Here is a 16792-nt window from a genome sequence, read left to right on the forward strand (position 1 = left end):
GCGGAGACCGGCGGTGCCCGGCCGGGCAGGAGGCCGGTTCGGCACCGCCGAGACAGATCGTGGGGGCTGAGCGCCGCCGCGGCGGAAAGAGAGGGCGCGGACCGCCCCCCTCGCCCCCGCGGCGGCGGCCGGCCGGTGCCGGGCTGGGCCTCGTTGGCGGGTTGCCGTGCTGGACGCGCTACGCGCGGGCGATCGTTTCGTGGTGGCGGATTACCTCGGCGATGATGAAGTTCAGGAACTTTTCCGCGAACGCGGGGTCGAGCTTGGCGTTCTCGGCCAGTTCGCGGAGGCGGGCGATCTGGCGGGCCTCGCGCGCGGGGTCGGCGGGGGGCAGTTTGTGGGCGGCCTTGAGGTGGCCGACCTGCTGGGTGGCCTTGAAGCGCTCGGCGAGCATGTGGATCACCGCCGCGTCGATGTTGTCGATGCTGTCGCGCAGCCGGCCCAGCTCGGCCCGTACGGACTCGTCCATGGAACTGTTGCTCATGGCCACCGAGCCTATGCGGACGGACGGGGTGCGATCACCGGTGGGTGGTCCGGGTCGGGGATCCGTGCGCTCCAGCCTCCGGGCACGGCGCGGCCCTGCCGGGCGCGGAAGCGGACGGGCGCGGTGCCGACCCGGCGGGTGAAGAGGCGGCTGAAGTAGGCGGGGTCGGCGTAGCCGACGCGGCGGGCGACGGCGGCGACGGGCAGTTCGGTGGCGGCGAGGAGTTCTTTGGCGCGGCCGAGGCGGATGTTCAGGAGGTAGTCCTTGGGGCTGCAGCCGGCCCCGCGGCGTACCGCGGCGCGCAGTTCGGCGGGGGTCATGCCGTGGCGGGCGGCGTGCTGGGCGACGGTCAGCGGGAGGAAGGCGTCCTGGGCGAGTGCCTGGAGTACGGGTTCGCCGCCGGGCGTGGTGTCGGCGCGGGCGTGGCGCAGGGCGACGAGGAGTTCGTGGACGGCGGCGGACGTCTCGATTTCCAGGAGCGGGTTGCCGCGGTGCGCGGCGCGGGCGATGCGGTGGACGGCGGTGCGTGCGGCTGTGGTGTCGGTGAGGGGTACGAGGGGCCGGTGGGGTTCGATGCAGCCGAGTTCGGTGTAGGCGGCGACGGCGGGGCCGGTGAAGTCGACGAAGCTCTCGTCCCAGCCGGTGCCGTCGGCGGCGCCGTAGTGGTGGGGGACGCCGGGGGCCAGCCAGAGCAGTGCGGGGGCGGTGACCGTGCGGTGGTGGCCGTCCGGGGTGCGCAGCCATCCGCTGCCGGCGTGGATGACGACGGCGACGTGGTGGCCGAGGGTGCGGGGCCCTACGGCGGGCAGTGCGCCGTGCTGGAGGCCGACGCCGAGGCAGACGAGGCCGAGGCGGTGGTGGACGGGGCCGGGGCTGAAGTAGCGCATCCATGTCTGGTACATGGGTCCCGGCCTCCTGCGGTGTCGGCGCCGTGGGCCGATCTTCGCGCATGGGGGTGTGCTTCACCAGAGTGCTGTCACGAGAGGCCGGGAGCCTCACCCGTCTCGTACGCCGTGAAGTTCGTACACGGTGAAGCCGTCCAGGACGAACTCCGCCGTCCCGCTGTCGCCGGTCTTGCGCAGCCCGACCCATGCCTCGCCGGTCTCCGGCGCGGTGAATTCGTACGTGTGGGTGGCCGGGGCGTGGGCGGCGGGCAGGGGTGTGTTCCGCAGTTCGCGGCTTTCGGGTGTGTCCACGGCGGTGATCCAGGCGTACTGTCCGTCGGCTTCGTTCTCGTAGCGGAAGGCGATCCGGTAACGGCGTCCGGGCTGGAAGCGCACGGTGTGGGGGACGGTGCGGTAGACGATCCCGGTGTTCTCACCGCGGGATTTCAGGGACTGCGTGCCGTCGATGACGTCGTCCACGGCTTTGCCGTTCCAGCCTCGCTGTGTGTACGGGGCGTGCCGCTGGGCGATGTGGGTGCGCGGGTCGGTGGCGCCGCCGGCGTCGCCTTTGACGAAGGGGCCCCAGCCTTGGGGGACGTTTTCGAAGTCCTCGTGGAGGAGTGCGCCGGGGCGTGCTGTCGCGGGCCCGGCGGGTACGACTCGCAGGGCGTCGAAGCGTACGCGGGCGCTGCCGGCGGCGGCGGTGAGCGTGAGGGTGGTGGGCCCGCCGCCCGCCGGGACGGTGAAGCGGGTGAACATGCGCTGGAAGCGGGTGCCGTGTTTGCGGTCGGCGGCGACGTGGTTGCCGGCGGTGGAGGTGTCCGTCCAGTTGGTGGCGGTGGTGCCGTCGGCGGTGCGGACGTGCAGGCCGGCCCGGCGCCGCTCCCCCGCGGTGGCGCCGACCTCGACCTGCACGGACGCGGCGTACGTGCCGGGTTTCAGCCGGGCGAGCCGCTGTCCCGCCGTGGCGGCCGCTCCGGCACGGATGACGAGCTCGTAGTCGCCCAGCGGGCTGCGTTCGACGGCGGCGGGGCCGGTGACCTGCCAGCCGTCGAGGCCGCCGGAGTGGAAGCCGGGGTCGTGCAGCGGCGTGCCTTCGCCCCATGCGGGCCGCGGGGAGCGGTCGTGGTCGCGGGTGAGGACGTAGGGCTGCCCGGGCTCGGCGTCGATGGTGACCTCGCCGCCGCGGACGGGCAGCTCGGCGGGGTCGGTGCGGCCCTGGTCGGTGAGCCGGTGGCGGACGACCGTCGTCCGGCCGGCCCAGCCGCGCGGCAGGCGCCAGCGGGTGGTGCCGCCCGCGGGGTTGTAGTGGTAGAGCTTGGCCGGGTCGAGGGCTTCGCGCGGCTCCCAGGGCAGCAGGTACGTGCCGCCGCGGTAGACGACGCGCCCGTCGGTGGTGATGGTGCGGGTGCCGTCGGCGTCGCTGACGGCGGTGCGCGCCGGGCCCTCGAAGGTGATCTCGTGTTCGCCCCAGGTGCGGATCGGGTGTGCCTGGAGGTATTTGGCCGGGAGGTTCTCGGTCCACAGCAGGCGGTGGAAGGGCGCCCAGTCGGTCTTGCCCTGCCAGCCCTCGAAGGTGCCGAGTTTGGCCGTGCCGAGGAGGGGCCACTTGTCGGCGAAGACGTCCTTGTGGTGGTGATGGAGGAGGCGGATGAGGCGGGAGTTGATGCCGCGCGAGGTGTCGGGCCCGTAGTCGGTCTCGTTGGCCCAGTGCGCCCAGAGGCTGGAGCGTTCCAGGCCGTGGCCCCATTCGGTGGCGATCTGCCAGCCCTGGTCGCGCAGGGCGCGCTGCAGCCGGTCGGAGTTCCAGCCGGATTCGCGGAAGACGTCGATGTAGAGGGTGGTCAGGGCGGGGTCGGTCTCGGCGCGCAGCTGCCGGAAGCGGCGGACGGCGTCGCCGGAGAGGAGGTCGCGCCGGGGGTCGATCCGGTACGACTGGTCGAGCCAGTCCCACTGCCGGTCGTGGCGGTCGACGAGGGTCTCGGAGAAGGCGTGGGCGACGGGGTAGGACTCGGTGGTGTTCACGTGCACGGCGAAGTCGCTGTTCCACTTCTTTCCGGCGCGCAGGAGGGTGTTGAGGTCGGTGAGGCCGCCGGCGCGGGTGTTGTAGTGGCCGCCGTAGTCGGGGTGGGCGGAGTCGTGGCCCTCGGACTGGTAGCCCTTGAGGAGGGTGAACTGGCGCAGCCCGTCCGTGGCGAGGGCGATGCGTTTGACGTTGTCGAGGGTGGCGAGGAAGGGGTTCGTGGCCTGGCTCGCGAAGTTGAACGGGATGTGGGGGACGACGCGCAGGTGCTGTTCGGCGGCGCCGAGCGGCGCGGTCATGACGTCGCGCAGGGCGATGGCCGCGTCCTGCCAGTCGGCGCGGCCGTCGCCGTTGCGGTCGCGGGTGACGACGACGGTGGCGCGGGGCAGGGGCTCGGTGTCGGCGGTGGCGGCGCCGGCGGCCCGGTGGGTCCACTGGCCGCAGGTGATCCGGGCCTCGGTCCCGTAGGTCCGGGTGCGGGTCTGCCGCCGGAGGCGGCCGTTCTCCCAGGCGGTGGCGGCGTCCGGCCGGTCCTGGACGGTGTTGGTGTCGAGGGCGGCGGCGAGCCGGCCGGTGCTGACGACGGCGTAGGCGCAGCCGATGGGTGCCTCGTCGGCGGGCGTGTCGGGGCCGGGGCGGACGAGGGTGTCGCCGTTCTTGGCCTTGTCGAGCTGGATGCGGGCGGCGAGGAGTTCGGCGCCGGGCTGGGTGCTGCGGACGCTGAGCAGGGCGAGGCCGGGGACGCGCAGGGTGCCGATGCGCAGGGCGGGGGTGTCGGTGATGCGGGTGACGCGCCAGTCGAGGCGCGTGCCGGTGACGCGGATCTCGACGTCGATGCGCGTGCCGCCGGGGAGGGCGAGGACGTACGCGGCGCTGTCGTCGTGGACGGTGGTGGTGACGTGGGGGGTGTGTTCCTTCTCGTCCACGAGGAGGGAGGTGACGGGGTCCTCCTGGCCGTGGACGACGTCTCCGGTGGTGCGGTCGGTGTAGGAGATGACGTAGGGGAAGGCGGTGCTGACGCGGACGTCGAGGGCGGCGGAGCGCAGGACGGCTTCGGCGGGGGCCGCGGCGGAGGCCGTTCCGGTGAAGCTGGTGAGCGCGGCGAGCCCGGCGGCGGCGCCTGTGGTGACCACGGTGCGGCGGGTGGGGGTGTGCGGGGCGGCGGCGTCCACTCTGTCCTCCTCCTCGGTACCGGTGTGCCGACGTGCTGCTGTGCCGGCGTACCGATGTACCGGTGTGCCGATGGCCACGGGCACACAGTGGAGGGTGGGGGCCGTGACGCCCATGGACAAAAGCGGTACGGGTGTTGGACTCCTGTCCGCGGCGGGGCAGGATCGATTCATGATCGCGAAACTGATGTATCCCGTCGTCGACTGTCCGGACCCGGCGGCGCTGGCCGGCTTCTACGCCCGGATCCTCGACTGGGAGGTGGACGCCTCCGACCCGTCCTGGGTGTGGCTGACCTCGCCCGCGGGCGAGCGGATCGCCTTCCAGGAGGCGAAGGACCACCGGCCGCCGCGCTGGCCGGACCCGGCCTTCCCGCAGCAGTTCCACCTGGACTTCGAGGTCGCCACGCGGGAGGACGTGGAGCGGGCGCGGGGCGAGGTGGCCGCGCTGGGGGCGGAGTTCCTGCACGACAGCGGCGGCGAGGAGAAGGGGTGGCTGGTGTTCAACGACCCCGCGGGGCACCCCTTCTGCCTCTGCTACGGGCAGTCGTCGTAGGCCGCGGGCCGGTAGGACTAGGACCGGCCCCGGCCCGGGCACCGGTCAGGTTCGGCCCGGGCGCCGGTCAGGTGTCGCACTCCAGCACCGACCGGCACAGCCCGCACCGCACGCGTACGCTCCCCCGCACCGGCACCCGGATCCGCTGGTGGCACGTGGGGCACGGGAAGCTCACCCGCAGCGGGTCGTGCCCCTCGAAGGCGTAGCCCCGTCCGGACGGGGCGCTGCCTCCGGCGTTCTGGACGGCGCGGCGGTCGCGGGCGTAGCGGTGGCGGCCGAGCCGGCCGGTCGCGGCGAGCGGGGGCCGGCGTCCGTCGCGCCGGGCCTCCGCGAGGCCCTTGGTGTAGGCGTCGTACGCCTGGGGGCTGGTGAACCACGGGGAGGGGTCCTCGCCGAAGGCCTGCGCCCGCTTGGCGAGGACGTAGCCGAACTCCTCCGGGGTGAGGTAGCCGAGCTTCTGCGTGGAGACCGCCGACTCGCGGTAGGCGTCCAGCAGCAGCCACCCCGCCCCCAGGTACGCCGCCGCGGTGTCGGTGAGGATCTCGTTGTCGCGGGTGCCGGGGAAGGCGAGGCCCAGCCGGTGCAGGTAGACGTGCATGACCTCGTGGGAGAGGGCGGCGCCGATGTCCTTGCGGTGGGTCTTGAAGCGGGAGTTGAGCTCGATGAAGTACTCCGGGCCTGCCGCGAGCTCGATGCTTCCCGCGTGCCGCATGTCGCGGAAGCTGACGATCATCCGGGCGTCCGGCAGGTGCAGGTGGCGCACCATTGCGCCGGCGACGCGCTGCACGCCGAGGTACGGGTTCTCGTCGTCGTCGAAGGCCACGTCGGCCGGGGGCATGCTGAGCTCGAAGGTGTGCACCGTGTCGTAGGAGAGGCGTTTGTACAGGGCGGTGATCGCGGCGCGCACGGTGTTGATGTGCGGGAAGCCGTGCACGATCTCGACGCCGTGTCCCGTTCCGGTCCCGGTGCCCACGCGTGACCACCCCCTGGGGTCCCCTGTCTCCACTGTACGGGGGCGGTGCGGTGCGGCGGCAGTGCGCGGCGACGGCGGTACGGGTGGGAGGACGCCGGCAGTACGGCCGGGACGCCGGCGGTACGGCTGACAGGGCGCCGGCGGTACGGCTGGCCGAAACGGGGTGCTTGTCGCACGTTCGTTCGCTGCTCATAATCGCACCGCGCAGCGAAGGCTCGATTCCGGTAATCGGACGGCCGGGATTGTCATGAGCCTGACATTCGTGCGCAACCTCCCACGAAAGGAAGACCGTTGCGTTCCTTCCTCTTCCTCGGCACGCTCAGGAGAACCCTCGCCGTCGGCGCCGCGGCCCTCGCCGCGCTCACCTTCACCGCCGGGTCCGCCCTCGCCGACGGCCCGCGCGACGCGCGCCCGCACGAGGGCGTCGTCGGCGGCACCCCCGCCCAGCAGGGCGAGTTCCCGTGGATGGTGCGGCTGTCCATGGGCTGCGGCGGCGCGCTCTACACCCAGCAGATCGTCCTCACCGCCGCGCACTGCGTCGGCGGCAGCGGCGCCAACACCTCCATCACGGCCACCGCCGGAGTCGTGGACCTCAACTCCTCGCAGGCCGTCAAGGTCAAGTCCACCCAGGTCCTCCAGGCGCCCGGCTACAACGGCTCCGGCAAGGACTGGGCACTGATCAAGCTCGCCCGGCCGGTCGACCAGCCGACCCTCAAGATCGCCGACACCGACGCGTACAACAACGGCACCTTCACCGTCGCCGGCTGGGGCGCGGACCGCGAGGGCGGCAGCCAGCAGCGGAACCTGCTGAAGGCCACCGTGCCCTTCGTCGACGACACCGCCTGCCAGCAGGCCTACGGCAACCTCATACCCGGCGAGGAGATCTGCGCCGGGTACCTCGACCAGGGCGGCGTCGACACGTGCCAGGGCGACTCCGGCGGCCCGATGTTCCGCAAGGACGGGGCGGGCGCGTGGATCCAGGTCGGCATCGTCAGCTGGGGGCAGGGCTGCGCGCGGCCGCACTACCCCGGCGTCTACACCGAGGTGAGCACGTTCGCCGCGGCCATCAAGAGCGCGGCGGCAAGCCTGGGCGGCTAGCCCCTGCGGGGGGTGTGCGGCCCCGTACGGTCCGCCCCGGCTCCCCCGCCGTTGCGCCGTCCGGAGGGTCCCCGACGCCCGGACGGCGCAATCACGCGTCCTCCTCCGGAGCCCGCGCACGCGACTCCGGTATGACGTGGGCGGGCCCTCGTCATCCTTTCGGCCGAGGCGAGAATGGTCGGACAGTCGAGGTGTGGGCGCCGTAAAGGCCCGTAACGTGAAGTCGTGGCCGCAGACCGGCGGCCGCAGACCGAGCCGACCGTTACGGAAGAGGGACCCCGTGTCCGCCAAGCACCGCATCGCCGCCGCCACCGTCCTCGCCGCCGCCGTCGGCGCGGTCGCCTGGCCGACGGCCAGTGCGCTCGCCGCGGACGCCCACTCCTCCGGCGGCAGGGACACCGGCTCGGGCCGCCCCGTGGTCGTCCGGCAGGTCCAGCTGCCCGACGGCAGCCGCGCCCAGCTGGCCTCCGGCGAGCGCGGCACGTCGGTGACGGTGACCAAGCACGGCAAGCAGCAGCACACGATCGACGCGTCCCGCCCCGCGGCCGACCTCGACCGGCTCCACCTGCGCATCCTCGGCGGGGACACCGCCAAGCCCACGCTGCGCGCCTCCCTCGACGGGGCCCAGCTGACCAACTACTACGACTTCGCCTCGGGCACCCTGCGGCACACCCCCGACGGCGCCGAGTCCACCGCGGTCCACCACAAGGGCGCCAAGGACATCAAGGGCGTCAAGCACGCCCCCGGCACCACCACCGGTTCCGGCCATGTCGTCACCGTGCGCAACAGCGGCGAGCCACAGGCCCCGTCCCGCCAGCGCACGCTCCACGCCGCCTCCAGCAACCCCGTCAAGCGGGTCGTCGAGGCGGGCGAGGTCATCAAGGGCCGGCACGACATCGGCGCCCCGGCCCTCGCGGGCGGCGTCGGCCTGCTCGCCCTCGGCGGCGGCGCCTACGGCGTGCGCCGCCTCGCCGCCCGCCGGGCCGTCCGCGGCACCGGGAAGTAACCCCGTACGGCGGGCACCGCCGCACGGTCAGCACAGCGCAAGGGACCGCAAGGAACGAGTATGGCGATCACCGTGGTCATCGCGGACGACCAGGAGATGGTCCGCACCGGGTTCCGCATGATCCTGGAGAGCCAGCCCGACATCGAGGTCGTCGCCGACGTCGTGGACGGCGAGGCCGCCCTCGCCGCCGTCGAGGAGCACGAGCCCGACGTGCTGCTCCTCGACATCCGCATGCCCAAGCTCGACGGCCTGGAGGTCACCCGCCGCCTGTCGGCGCGCACGACCGGCCGGCCGGGGCTCGGCGGGCGCCCGCGCATCGTCATCGTCACCACCTTCGACCTCGACGAATACGTGCACACCGCGCTCCGCAACGGCGCCTCCGGCTTCCTCCTGAAGGACGCGAGCCCCGCCATGCTCGTCGAGGCCGTGCACGCGGCCGCCGTGGGCGACTCCCTCATCTCGCCCGCCATCACCGTCCGCCTCCTGCGCGACATGGCGCCCGGCGGCCCCGCGGGCCCGGCGAGGGCCCCCTCCGAGCCGCTGACCGACCGCGAGGCCGACGTCGTGCGCTGCCTGGCCCGCGGCGCGACCAACGCCGAGATCGCCGCCGAGCTGTTCGTGTCGCTGTCCACGGTCAAGACCCACCTGGCCAACGTGCAGACGAAGCTGGACGCCCGCAACCGCGTCGAGATCGCCGCCTGGGCCTGGGAGAGCGGGCTGGCCGCGGGCGGCACGTGACCAGGTGGGCCGGCTGGGCCGTCCGCCACCCCCGGCGGGCGGCCTTCGCGAAGGCCGGGCTCGGGGCGGTCCTGCTCTGCCTCGTGGCCCTGGAGGGCATCGCGCTCACCCGGCAGCCGAGCGAGCCGCACGCCATCGTCCTCGCCTCGGGCGTCCTCGTCTGCCTGTGCGCCGTGCCCTACGGGTGGATCCCGCTGACCGTACGGGCGTCCGTCGCGGCCGCGGTCTCCCTCGTCGCCTCCGCCGTCCTGATGATCGGGCCGCACCCCCGCGTCGTGTGGGGCATGGGCGAGGACGTCGCCCTGCTCGTCCTGTTCACCCTCGTCGTCAGCAGGTCCTCCAACCGCGTCGCGGCCGTTCTCGGCCCGCTGCTCGCCGTCGCCGTCGTGGCCGCGCCCATGCGCGACCTCAAGCCCGAGTGGTTCACGGCCCTGTTCTCGATGCTGCTGGTCGTCGTGGGCACGTACTCGCTGCTGCTGCGCGGCCACGCCACGCAGCGCGTACGGGACCTGACCGCCGTCCGCACCGCCGAGCGCCTCGAACTCGCCCGCGAGCTCCACGACCTCGTCGCCCACCACATCACCGGCATCGCCGTGCAGGCCCAGGCCGCCCGCTTCACGGCGGTGGAGGGGCCCGCGGCGGTCGGCGCGTTCGAGCGCATCGAGACGTCCGCGGGTGAGGCGCTCGGCGCGATGCGCCGCCTGGTGAGCGTGTTGCGGGAGGGGGAGGCGGAGACGGAGCCGGTCGCCGGGCTGCCCGAGGTGCGTGCGCTGACCGAGTCCTTCGCGCGCACGGGTCCGCCCGTCGTCCTCTACATCGAGCAGGGGCTGGAGAGCTGGCTCCCCGCCGAGGTCGCCGCGGGCGTGCACCGCGTCGTCCGCGAGGCCCTCACCAACATCCGCAAGCACGCCGCGGACGCCACGGCCGTACGGATCGGCATCCGGGGTGTGCCCGCGGGCGTCGAGCTGCGCATCGCCGACGACGGCAGGCACGCGGCCGCGCTCCCGGAGAAGGCCCGGGGCGGCGGCTTCGGCCTGGTGGGCCTGAGCGAGCGCGCGAAGGCGATGGGCGGCCTGCTGCGGGCGGGCCCCGCGCCGGAGGGCGGCTGGGAGGTCACGGCACGCTTCCCGGTGGATCGCAGGAGGTGAAGGGCGGCCGCGGGGGCGGGCCCCTTCACTTCCAGTGCTGGCGCAGCACCTTCTCCGCCGGCTTGCCGTGGGGTGTGTACGCGAGGCGGCGCGGGGTTTCGCCGGCGTCGGGCCAGTCGTCCCACATCCACCAGCAGACCCCCGCCCACCAGGGCTTTCCGTCGAGGGCGGTGAGCAGCGCCTCGTACGCGGCGGCCTGTTCGTCCTCGCCGCCGCTCTTGCTGACGGTCCAGGAGTAGGGGGCGGTGGTGGTGCCGCGCTGGCTGACGTAGCCGGCCTCGGTGAAGAGGATCTTGCGGTGGTGGCGGGCGGAGAAGGCGGCGAGTTCGCCGGTGATGGGCTTCCAGGCGTCGCGGAGCCGGGCCGCGTCGGCCGTGGGGCGCTCGGCGAGGGGCCAGTAGGCGTCGATGCCGATGACGTCGAGGTCGTCCCAGAAGGCGACGGTGCGGTACTCGTCGTAGTTGGCGGCGTAGGTGAGGGGGCCGTGGTAGCGGTCGCGGACGGCGCGCACGACCTTGCTCCAGCGGGCGCCGTCGCGGGAGGTGCCGGCCAGTTCGGTGCCGACGGCGAGCTGGTCCGTCTTCGTGTCGGTGGCGAGCGTCGCGTAGTGGGTGATGAAGCGCTCGTAGGCGGTGAACCAGGCGCCGGGGTCGCCGGGCCGGATGCCGGCCCGGTCGCCGCCCTTCACGAGGTCGACGTGCGGTTTGAGCATGACCTTGAGGCCGGTCTCGTGGGCGAGGCCGATGATGTGCCGCAGGGCGTCGTCGCCGGCGGTCTCGCCGGTGGTGTGCATGCCGGGGTCGCCGGTGCCGTCCTGGTACCAGGTGGGGGTGAAGGTCACCCAGCGGGCGCCGGTGGCGGCGATCTGCCGCAGGTAGGGGGCGGCGTCGGGGCCGGTGTAGTCGCCGGTGTTCCAGGAGGGGAGGGTGATGCCGCGCATGCCGGCCGCCTTTGCGTCATCGGGGCGGGCGCTGGGCCCGGGCGGGGTCTCCTCGCCGGAGTCCCCGTCCGGGCCGCCCGAGGAGCAGCCCGTGAGGCACCCGGCGAGGAGGAGGGCGGCCGTGAGCAGCGCGCCGGCCGCTCTCCTCCCGGCGCTCACCGGTTCAGGTCCGTGGGGCCGACGAAGGTGTAGCCGAGGGCCTTGATGCCCTCGATCGTCTGCTGCAACGGCGCCAGCGGGTAGTAGGGGTGGTAGAAGAAGCTGGCCACGCCGTCGCGGACGGCCAGGTTGGCCTTGGCGGAGGCGATGAGGTCGGCGGGCAGCCGCGGTGGGTGGTTGTTGTACGGGTCGGGCTCGTAGTTGCCGATGTTCTCGGGCAGGACGGTCGTCCCGTAGACGTCCTTGACGGCGTACGGGAAGAACTGGCCGATGTAGCGGCTGTTGTCCGGTGTGCCACCGGTGAGCGTGCCGGCGAAGTACAACGAGCGCTCCAGGCGTGCGGAGTAGTTCTGGCCGAGGACACGGTAGTCGGTGGCGGAGGCCGCGTAGTGCGGAGTGGTCCACAGGGCCGGTTTTGGCAGTCCGGCGGCGGTGAATCCGGCCAGGGCCTGGGTGATGCGGCTCTGGGCCCAGGCGGTGGAGTCCTCCGCGGGCGGTCCGTCGAGGACGACGTTGTTCGCCGTGTCGATGTGGGCGCGGAAGAACTCGAAGTCGTCGCCGGTGACGCCGTTGTACGGGTTGTTGGCCGTGCCGTACTGGTGGGTGTAGCCGTGGTTCATCAGGACGGCGCCGCCGGCGAGCATGTTCTTGAGCTCGGTGACGACGGCCGGGGCCTGGGCGAGCGTGAGGGTTTCGGGGACGCCGTTGTTGTAGGTGCCCTTGGGGTCGGTGTAGACGGGGATGACGTTGATCCCGTACGGGATCTTCTGTGCCTTGAGGTAGTCGGCGATGGTCTTCAGCTGGGCCGGGTCGGACTTGGGGCTGATGTCCTCCAGGCGGACGAAGGCCTGGTGACGCTCGGCGGTCGTGGGCGCGAGGGCGTCGAAGAGGAGGTCCTCGAAGACGATGACGCGGTCGCTCTCGGAGACGTACGCGAAGGGGATCTCACCGAGGTAGGTGAGGTTCGAGGAGCGGATCGCCCAGGGGCTGACGGCGCCGGTCGTGGCGTCCTTGGCGTCGGCGAGGCGGGTGACGGCCGGGATGCCGGGGCCGGTGACGAGGGCGGGGTGGAGCACTCCTCCGTCCTGGCCGGCGGGGATCTGCCGGGTCAGCTGCTGTCCCTTGTACGTGACCTGGTTGATGTTGCCGACGGAGCCGCCGCTCTCGTAGTACGAGTTGGTGGGGTCCCAGCCGTACTTCTGCTTGAACTGGGCGATGCCCACGGCGCCGGCCATGTTCCAGATGTTGTCGCCGATCCAGGTGACGGGCCGGCTGGTGGCCATGGCGTCCTGGTAGAAGGCGGCGGGGACGGCGTCGGGGACGGTGCCCCCGTAGTAGGTCGAGCCGAGGTAGACCGTGGCGGTGTACTGGTTGACCATGCCGGCGGTGTAGGCCGAGACGGGCTTGGCGGTGACGGTGCCGAAGTGGCCGGCGAGGTTGGCGGTCGCCATGGCGTAGAGCTCGCCCAGTTGCCCGTAGGGGCCGGTGTTGTCGTAGAGGACGAGGGCGGAGGTGCCGGCCGGCGCGGCGAGCGCTGTCGCGGCGAGGGCGGTCTTCTGCACGCCCGTGCCGGGCGCCGGGGTGATTTTGAGGGCGCCCTGGCGGCGGAGCCGGTCGTTGGCGAGCCGTTCCCTGGCCGCGGCGGTGAGTTGTTTCTTGCTCGCCGGGGAGAGCGCGAGCGGGTTCACGGCGTCGGTGCTGCGGGGCCCGGGCTTGGATATCGCGGCCCCGGCGGCCTGGGAAAGCAGGACGCCGCCCAGCAGGGCGGCGAGGAGCATGGCGATGGCGGAGATCCGGATTTTCCTGGATCTCCCTCGCTTGTTTTGCATGAAATTCCCCCTGGTATTGCTGCGGTCGCACCCCCGTTGCTTCAGGGGCCCGACAGTCGCCAGATTCTTCTGGCCAGGAAGGATGCATGTCAATAGACAACTTCGGTCCTGAGCGGGCAGTTCCGTACAGGACTATTGGTGCAGACCAGAGTTCCCACCCGTCACATCCGGCCACGATCAGGCATAACGACCGGTAGGTTCTTCGAATTTGAGATTCCACTCCAACAATAGCCACCAAGTCCGACAGTAATACCGGTCTGATCTGATAGCTTCCCTGCGCATGCCATGCCTCGTCATCGAGAGGCGCAATTCGGGGGGAACTCATGTACGGAAAACCCGCTCTGGGCTCCGTCCTGCCCATGGCCGGGCTGACGGTCGCGCCCCAAGTGCTACCGGGCATTCCTTTTGCCAAAGGATTGCAGGAAGCCGCCGGGGCCGGATTCCTGCTCTACTGCACGAGCGCGTTCGTCCTCATAGCCGTCAAACTCTGGTTCGCCGCCCGCGGCACGCTCGGCAGCGGGGCTCCGGAAGGCGGCGCACCCGCCGGGACCACCGGCAGCCGGCCTTGACCGGCGAGGTCCTGCTGGGATCCGCCATCGCCATCATCGTGATGGCGGGCTGCTACAACACCACGTTGTTCCTGCTCTCCCGGCGCCGGATACGCCGCGTCCGGGGCCCCCGGCAACAACGCCTGTACGTCTTTCTGCTCGCCTGCCTGAACGAGGAAAAGGTCCTCGCGGAGAGCCTCGCGCGGATCACCGCCCTGCCCGCCGGCAATTTCCTGGCCCTGGTGATCGACGACGCGTCCGACGACGGCACCGCCGACATCGCCCGCGCCGCCGGCCCCGAGCGCGTCCGTCTCCTCCAGCGCACCCTGCCGAACGCGCGCCGCGGCAAGGGCGCCGCCCTCAACGCCGGAATCCGCCACCTGCGCGAGTCGGGCCTCATGGACGGCTACGACCCGCACGACGTCATCATCTGCGTCGTCGACGCCGACGGCCGGCTCGACGAACACGTCGTCCAGTCCGTCGACCCCTTCTTCGACAATCCGCGCGTCGGCGCCACCCAGATCGGCGTGCGCATGTACAACCGCCACCTAGGCCTGCTGGCCCGGCTCCAGGACATGGAATTCGTCATCTACGGCGATATCTTCCAGTGCGCCCGGCGCTATATCGGCAGCGTCGGAATGGGCGGCAACGGACAGTTCATGCGGCTCGCCGCACTCGACTCCCTCGCCGTCCCCGGCCGGGAGGGCGGGCCCTGGAGCGACTCCCTCACCGAGGACCTCGACCTCGGGGTCCGGCTCATCGCCCGCGGCTGGACCAACCAGCACTGCACCGCGGCCGCGGTCTCGCAGCAGGCCGTGCTCGACGTCCGCCGCCTGGTCCGCCAGCGCTCGCGCTGGTTCCAGGGGCACTTGCAGTCGGCGGGGCTGGTGCCGCTGATCCTGCGCTCCGTCCCCACCCGCGCCGCCGTCGACCTGCTCTACCACCTCTCCAGCCCGGTCCTCATCCTGCTCACCTCGCTGCTGCCGCTGTCCTTCCTGGTCGCGGTGGCCGGCACCGTCATCGGCTCCGTGCAGGCCGGGCGCCCGCTGATCACCCCGATGTGGGTCATCGGCCCGTACGTGCTGTCCTTCACCGCCGCCTACGCGTACGGATTCGTCTACCGCAGACGCGAACGCGGCCTCGGGCTCGTGCGCTCGATCCTGCTCTCCCACGTCTTCGTCTTCTACGGCTACATCTGGTTCGCGGCCGGCTGGTGGGGGCTGTGGCGGATGCTCACCGGCAAGCAGACGTGGCTGAAGACCGCGCGCACCTGAACCGAACCTCCTCGCCCGACAGGCCCTTCCCAGGGAGAACCATGTCCGCTGACCTCATCACCGCGCCCGTACGCGCCATGCTCGTGCTGGGCACCCGACCCGAGGCCATCAAACTGGCGCCCGTGGCCCGTGCCATGGCGCTCTCCCCGCTCTTCGACCCGCTCGTCGTCACCACCGGCCAGCACCGCGAGATGCTCCACCAGATGCTGGACCTCCTGCGCGTCCCGGTCCACACCCGGCTCGACGTCATGCGCGACCGGCAGCAGCTGTCCACGCTCACGGCCCGCCTCGTGGACGGCCTCGGCGAGGTCGTCCGGGCCGAGCGCCCCGACCTCGTCATCGTCCAGGGCGACACCACCACCGCCCTGACCGGCGCCCTCGCCGCGTTCTACGAGCGCATCCCCATCGCCCACGTCGAGGCGGGGCTGCGCACCGGCGTCCTCGACAACCCCTTCCCCGAGGAGCTCAACCGCCGCCTGATAGGCCGGATGGCGCGCTGGCACTTCGCGCCCACGCAGCGGGCCGCGGACCACCTGACCGCCGAAGGCGTCCCCGGGGCCGAGGTGTTCACCACCGGCAACACCGTCATCGACAACCTCCTGTGGGTGCTGAAGGAGGGCACCGGGCGCAGCCTCTTCCGCACCGGCATGCGGCGCGTCCTCGTCACCCTGCACCGCCGCGAGAACCAGGGCGCCGTAATGCGCTCCATGGGCAAGGCCCTGCGGCGGCTCGCCGACCGGGGAGACGTGGAGATGGTACTGCCGCTCCACAAGAGCCCCGCCGTCCGCGACGCGCTCCTGCCCGAGCTGACCGGCCACCCGCACATCGCGATCAGCGAACCGCTCGGCTACCTCGACTTCTCCGCCACCCTCGCCTCCTGCGACCTGGTCCTCACCGACTCCGGCGGCATCCAGGAGGAGGCCCCCACCCTCGGCAAGCCGGCCCTCGTCCTGCGCACCACCACCGAGCGCCCCGAGGCCGTCGAGGCCGGCGCCGCCCGGCTCGTGGGCACCGAACCGGAGGCCATCCTGGAGGCCACCGTCCACCTTTTGGATGATCCTGCCGCCTACGCGCGGATGGCCACGGCCGGCAATCCCTTCGGGGACGGCCACGCCACCGACCGCATCATCGCCCAGCTCGCGGAGGACTTCGGCGCCGACCCGGACGACAGCGGCGGCGCCGAACTGATCGCCACCCGTACCGAGGGGCCGGGGTCATACTCGACGGCATGACGAGAGTTCAGCGGCTGCTCGGTCTCGCGCTGCTCGCCGCCCTCGCGGTGGCGGGCGCCGCCCTCGCGGTGAGCAGCCTCTGGCCCGGCGACGGCGGGCCGGGCCGGCCGTGGGCCGAGGGATCGGTCCACGGCCCGTGGCGGTCGGTCTTCGACGGCCACGGCGAGAACATCGGCCGCCACGACGGCCTCTTCCTCTCCCCCAAGCCCTCCCGGGTGCCGGACGAGACCCACGCCGGGCTGATCGTCTCCACGGCCCGCTTCGAGGACGTGGACTTCGAGGCGCGCATGCGGACGGTCGCCCAGCTGCGCACGCCCGAGCCCAACCCGTGGGAGGTGCCGTGGCTGCTGTGGGCGTACACCGACCCCGAGCACTTCTACTACATCACCCTCAAGCCGAACGGCTGGGAGCTGGGCAAGCGCGACCCCGCCTACGCGGGCGGGCAGCGCTTCCTGGCGACCGGCCAGGGGCGGTTCCCCATCGGCGCGTGGTCGTCGGTGCGGGTGGCGCAGCGCGGGGCGCGCATGGAGGTGAGCGTCGGCGGGCAGGGGCTGGTCGCCTACGAGGACCGGGAGCGGCCGTACCGGGAGGGCGCCGTGGGGGTGTACACCGAGGACGCGAAGGTGGAGTTCCGCGATCTACTGGTGCACCCGACGGAGTAGCGGGTACGACAGCGCGGCGCCTGCCACCTGTGGTCGGGGTGGGGCAGGCGCCGCGAGCTCGTTCCGGCACGA

General features: G+C 72.5%; 15 protein-coding genes. 9 read left to right on the forward strand and 6 right to left on the reverse strand.

What is annotated here, in order from left to right:
• Positions 1-178: 178 nt before the first annotated feature.
• The 3 genes from D7231_RS07575 to D7231_RS07585 all read right to left on the reverse strand — a co-directional run bounded on the left by D7231_RS07575 (position 179) and on the right by D7231_RS07585 (position 4563).
• Positions 179-484 (reverse strand): chorismate mutase, encoded by a 306-nt coding sequence (locus D7231_RS07575; RefSeq protein WP_030364772.1) that lies wholly within the window; start codon positions 482-484, stop codon positions 179-181.
• Positions 485-495: 11 nt separating this feature from the next.
• The gene (locus D7231_RS07580) at positions 496-1386 is read right to left on the reverse strand and encodes a helix-turn-helix domain-containing protein (RefSeq protein WP_120754172.1); all 891 of its coding nucleotides are present in this window, start codon (positions 1384-1386) and stop codon (positions 496-498) included.
• A gap of 93 nt (positions 1387-1479) precedes the next feature.
• The gene (locus tag D7231_RS07585) at positions 1480-4563 is read right to left on the reverse strand and encodes an endo-alpha-N-acetylgalactosaminidase family protein (RefSeq protein WP_241999609.1); all 3084 of its coding nucleotides are present in this window, start codon (positions 4561-4563) and stop codon (positions 1480-1482) included.
• 169 nt (positions 4564-4732) lie between these two features.
• Between D7231_RS07585 and D7231_RS07590 the strand changes: the two genes are divergently transcribed.
• Positions 4733-5113, forward strand: coding sequence for a VOC family protein (locus tag D7231_RS07590; RefSeq protein ID WP_120754174.1), 381 nt, complete (start codon positions 4733-4735; stop codon positions 5111-5113).
• A gap of 67 nt (positions 5114-5180) precedes the next feature.
• Here the strand turns inward: D7231_RS07590 and D7231_RS07595 are convergent, their stop codons facing one another.
• Positions 5181-6086, reverse strand: a complete 906-nt coding sequence (locus D7231_RS07595) for a hypothetical protein (protein ID WP_241999610.1) — start codon at positions 6084-6086, stop codon at positions 5181-5183.
• A 291-nt stretch (positions 6087-6377) separates the two neighbouring features.
• Between D7231_RS07595 and D7231_RS07600 the strand changes: the two genes are divergently transcribed.
• The 4 genes from D7231_RS07600 to D7231_RS07615 all read left to right on the forward strand — a co-directional run bounded on the left by D7231_RS07600 (position 6378) and on the right by D7231_RS07615 (position 10076).
• Positions 6378-7184 (forward strand): S1 family peptidase, encoded by an 807-nt coding sequence (locus D7231_RS07600; RefSeq protein WP_120754175.1) that lies wholly within the window; start codon positions 6378-6380, stop codon positions 7182-7184.
• Positions 7185-7464: 280 nt separating this feature from the next.
• Complete coding sequence (locus D7231_RS07605) at positions 7465-8190, forward strand: hypothetical protein (protein ID WP_120754176.1); 726 nt, start codon at positions 7465-7467, stop codon at positions 8188-8190.
• Positions 8191-8250: 60 nt separating this feature from the next.
• On the forward strand, positions 8251-8928 hold the full coding sequence (locus D7231_RS07610; RefSeq protein WP_120754177.1) for a response regulator: 678 nt from the start codon (positions 8251-8253) through the stop codon (positions 8926-8928).
• Positions 8925-10076 carry a sensor histidine kinase gene (locus tag D7231_RS07615; RefSeq protein WP_120754178.1) on the forward strand — a complete coding sequence of 384 codons (1152 nt, stop codon included), beginning with the start codon at positions 8925-8927 and terminating at the stop codon, positions 10074-10076. Before D7231_RS07610 ends, D7231_RS07615 begins: the two co-directional genes overlap by 4 nt.
• Positions 10077-10101: 25 nt before the next feature.
• On the opposite strand, the gene D7231_RS07620 is transcribed toward D7231_RS07615, so the two are convergent.
• Together D7231_RS07620 and D7231_RS07625 are read right to left on the reverse strand one after the other, a co-directional pair.
• Positions 10102-11175, reverse strand: coding sequence for a glycoside hydrolase family 113 (locus D7231_RS07620; RefSeq protein WP_120754179.1), 1074 nt, complete (start codon positions 11173-11175; stop codon positions 10102-10104).
• Complete coding sequence (locus tag D7231_RS07625; protein WP_120754180.1) at positions 11172-13004, reverse strand: DUF2334 domain-containing protein; 1833 nt, start codon at positions 13002-13004, stop codon at positions 11172-11174. Before D7231_RS07625 ends, D7231_RS07620 begins: the two co-directional genes overlap by 4 nt.
• A 323-nt stretch (positions 13005-13327) precedes the next feature.
• On the opposite strand from D7231_RS07625, the gene D7231_RS07630 reads away from it, so the two are divergent.
• From D7231_RS07630 to D7231_RS07645, 4 genes are read left to right on the forward strand one after another with little or no spacing between them, the layout of a single operon-like run.
• Complete coding sequence (locus D7231_RS07630; protein ID WP_147449692.1) at positions 13328-13573, forward strand: hypothetical protein; 246 nt, start codon at positions 13328-13330, stop codon at positions 13571-13573.
• Entirely contained in the window at positions 13570-14826 is a 1257-nt protein-coding gene (locus D7231_RS07635; RefSeq protein WP_120754182.1) for a glycosyltransferase family 2 protein, read from the forward strand. The genes D7231_RS07630 and D7231_RS07635 overlap by 4 nt, the downstream gene beginning before the upstream one ends.
• Positions 14827-14867: 41 nt before the next feature.
• Positions 14868-16058: a non-hydrolyzing UDP-N-acetylglucosamine 2-epimerase gene (gene wecB / locus D7231_RS07640; RefSeq protein ID WP_241999611.1), complete on the forward strand. Its 1191-nt coding sequence runs from the start codon at positions 14868-14870 to the stop codon at positions 16056-16058.
• Complete coding sequence (locus tag D7231_RS07645; protein ID WP_120754183.1) at positions 16055-16720, forward strand: 3-keto-alpha-glucoside-1,2-lyase-like domain-containing protein; 666 nt, start codon at positions 16055-16057, stop codon at positions 16718-16720. Before wecB ends, D7231_RS07645 begins: the two co-directional genes overlap by 4 nt.
• Positions 16721-16792 lie beyond the last annotated feature (72 nt).

Source organism: Streptomyces klenkii (genome assembly GCF_003626645.1).
In the GTDB taxonomy this organism is placed as follows: domain Bacteria; phylum Actinomycetota; class Actinomycetes; order Streptomycetales; family Streptomycetaceae; genus Streptomyces; species Streptomyces klenkii.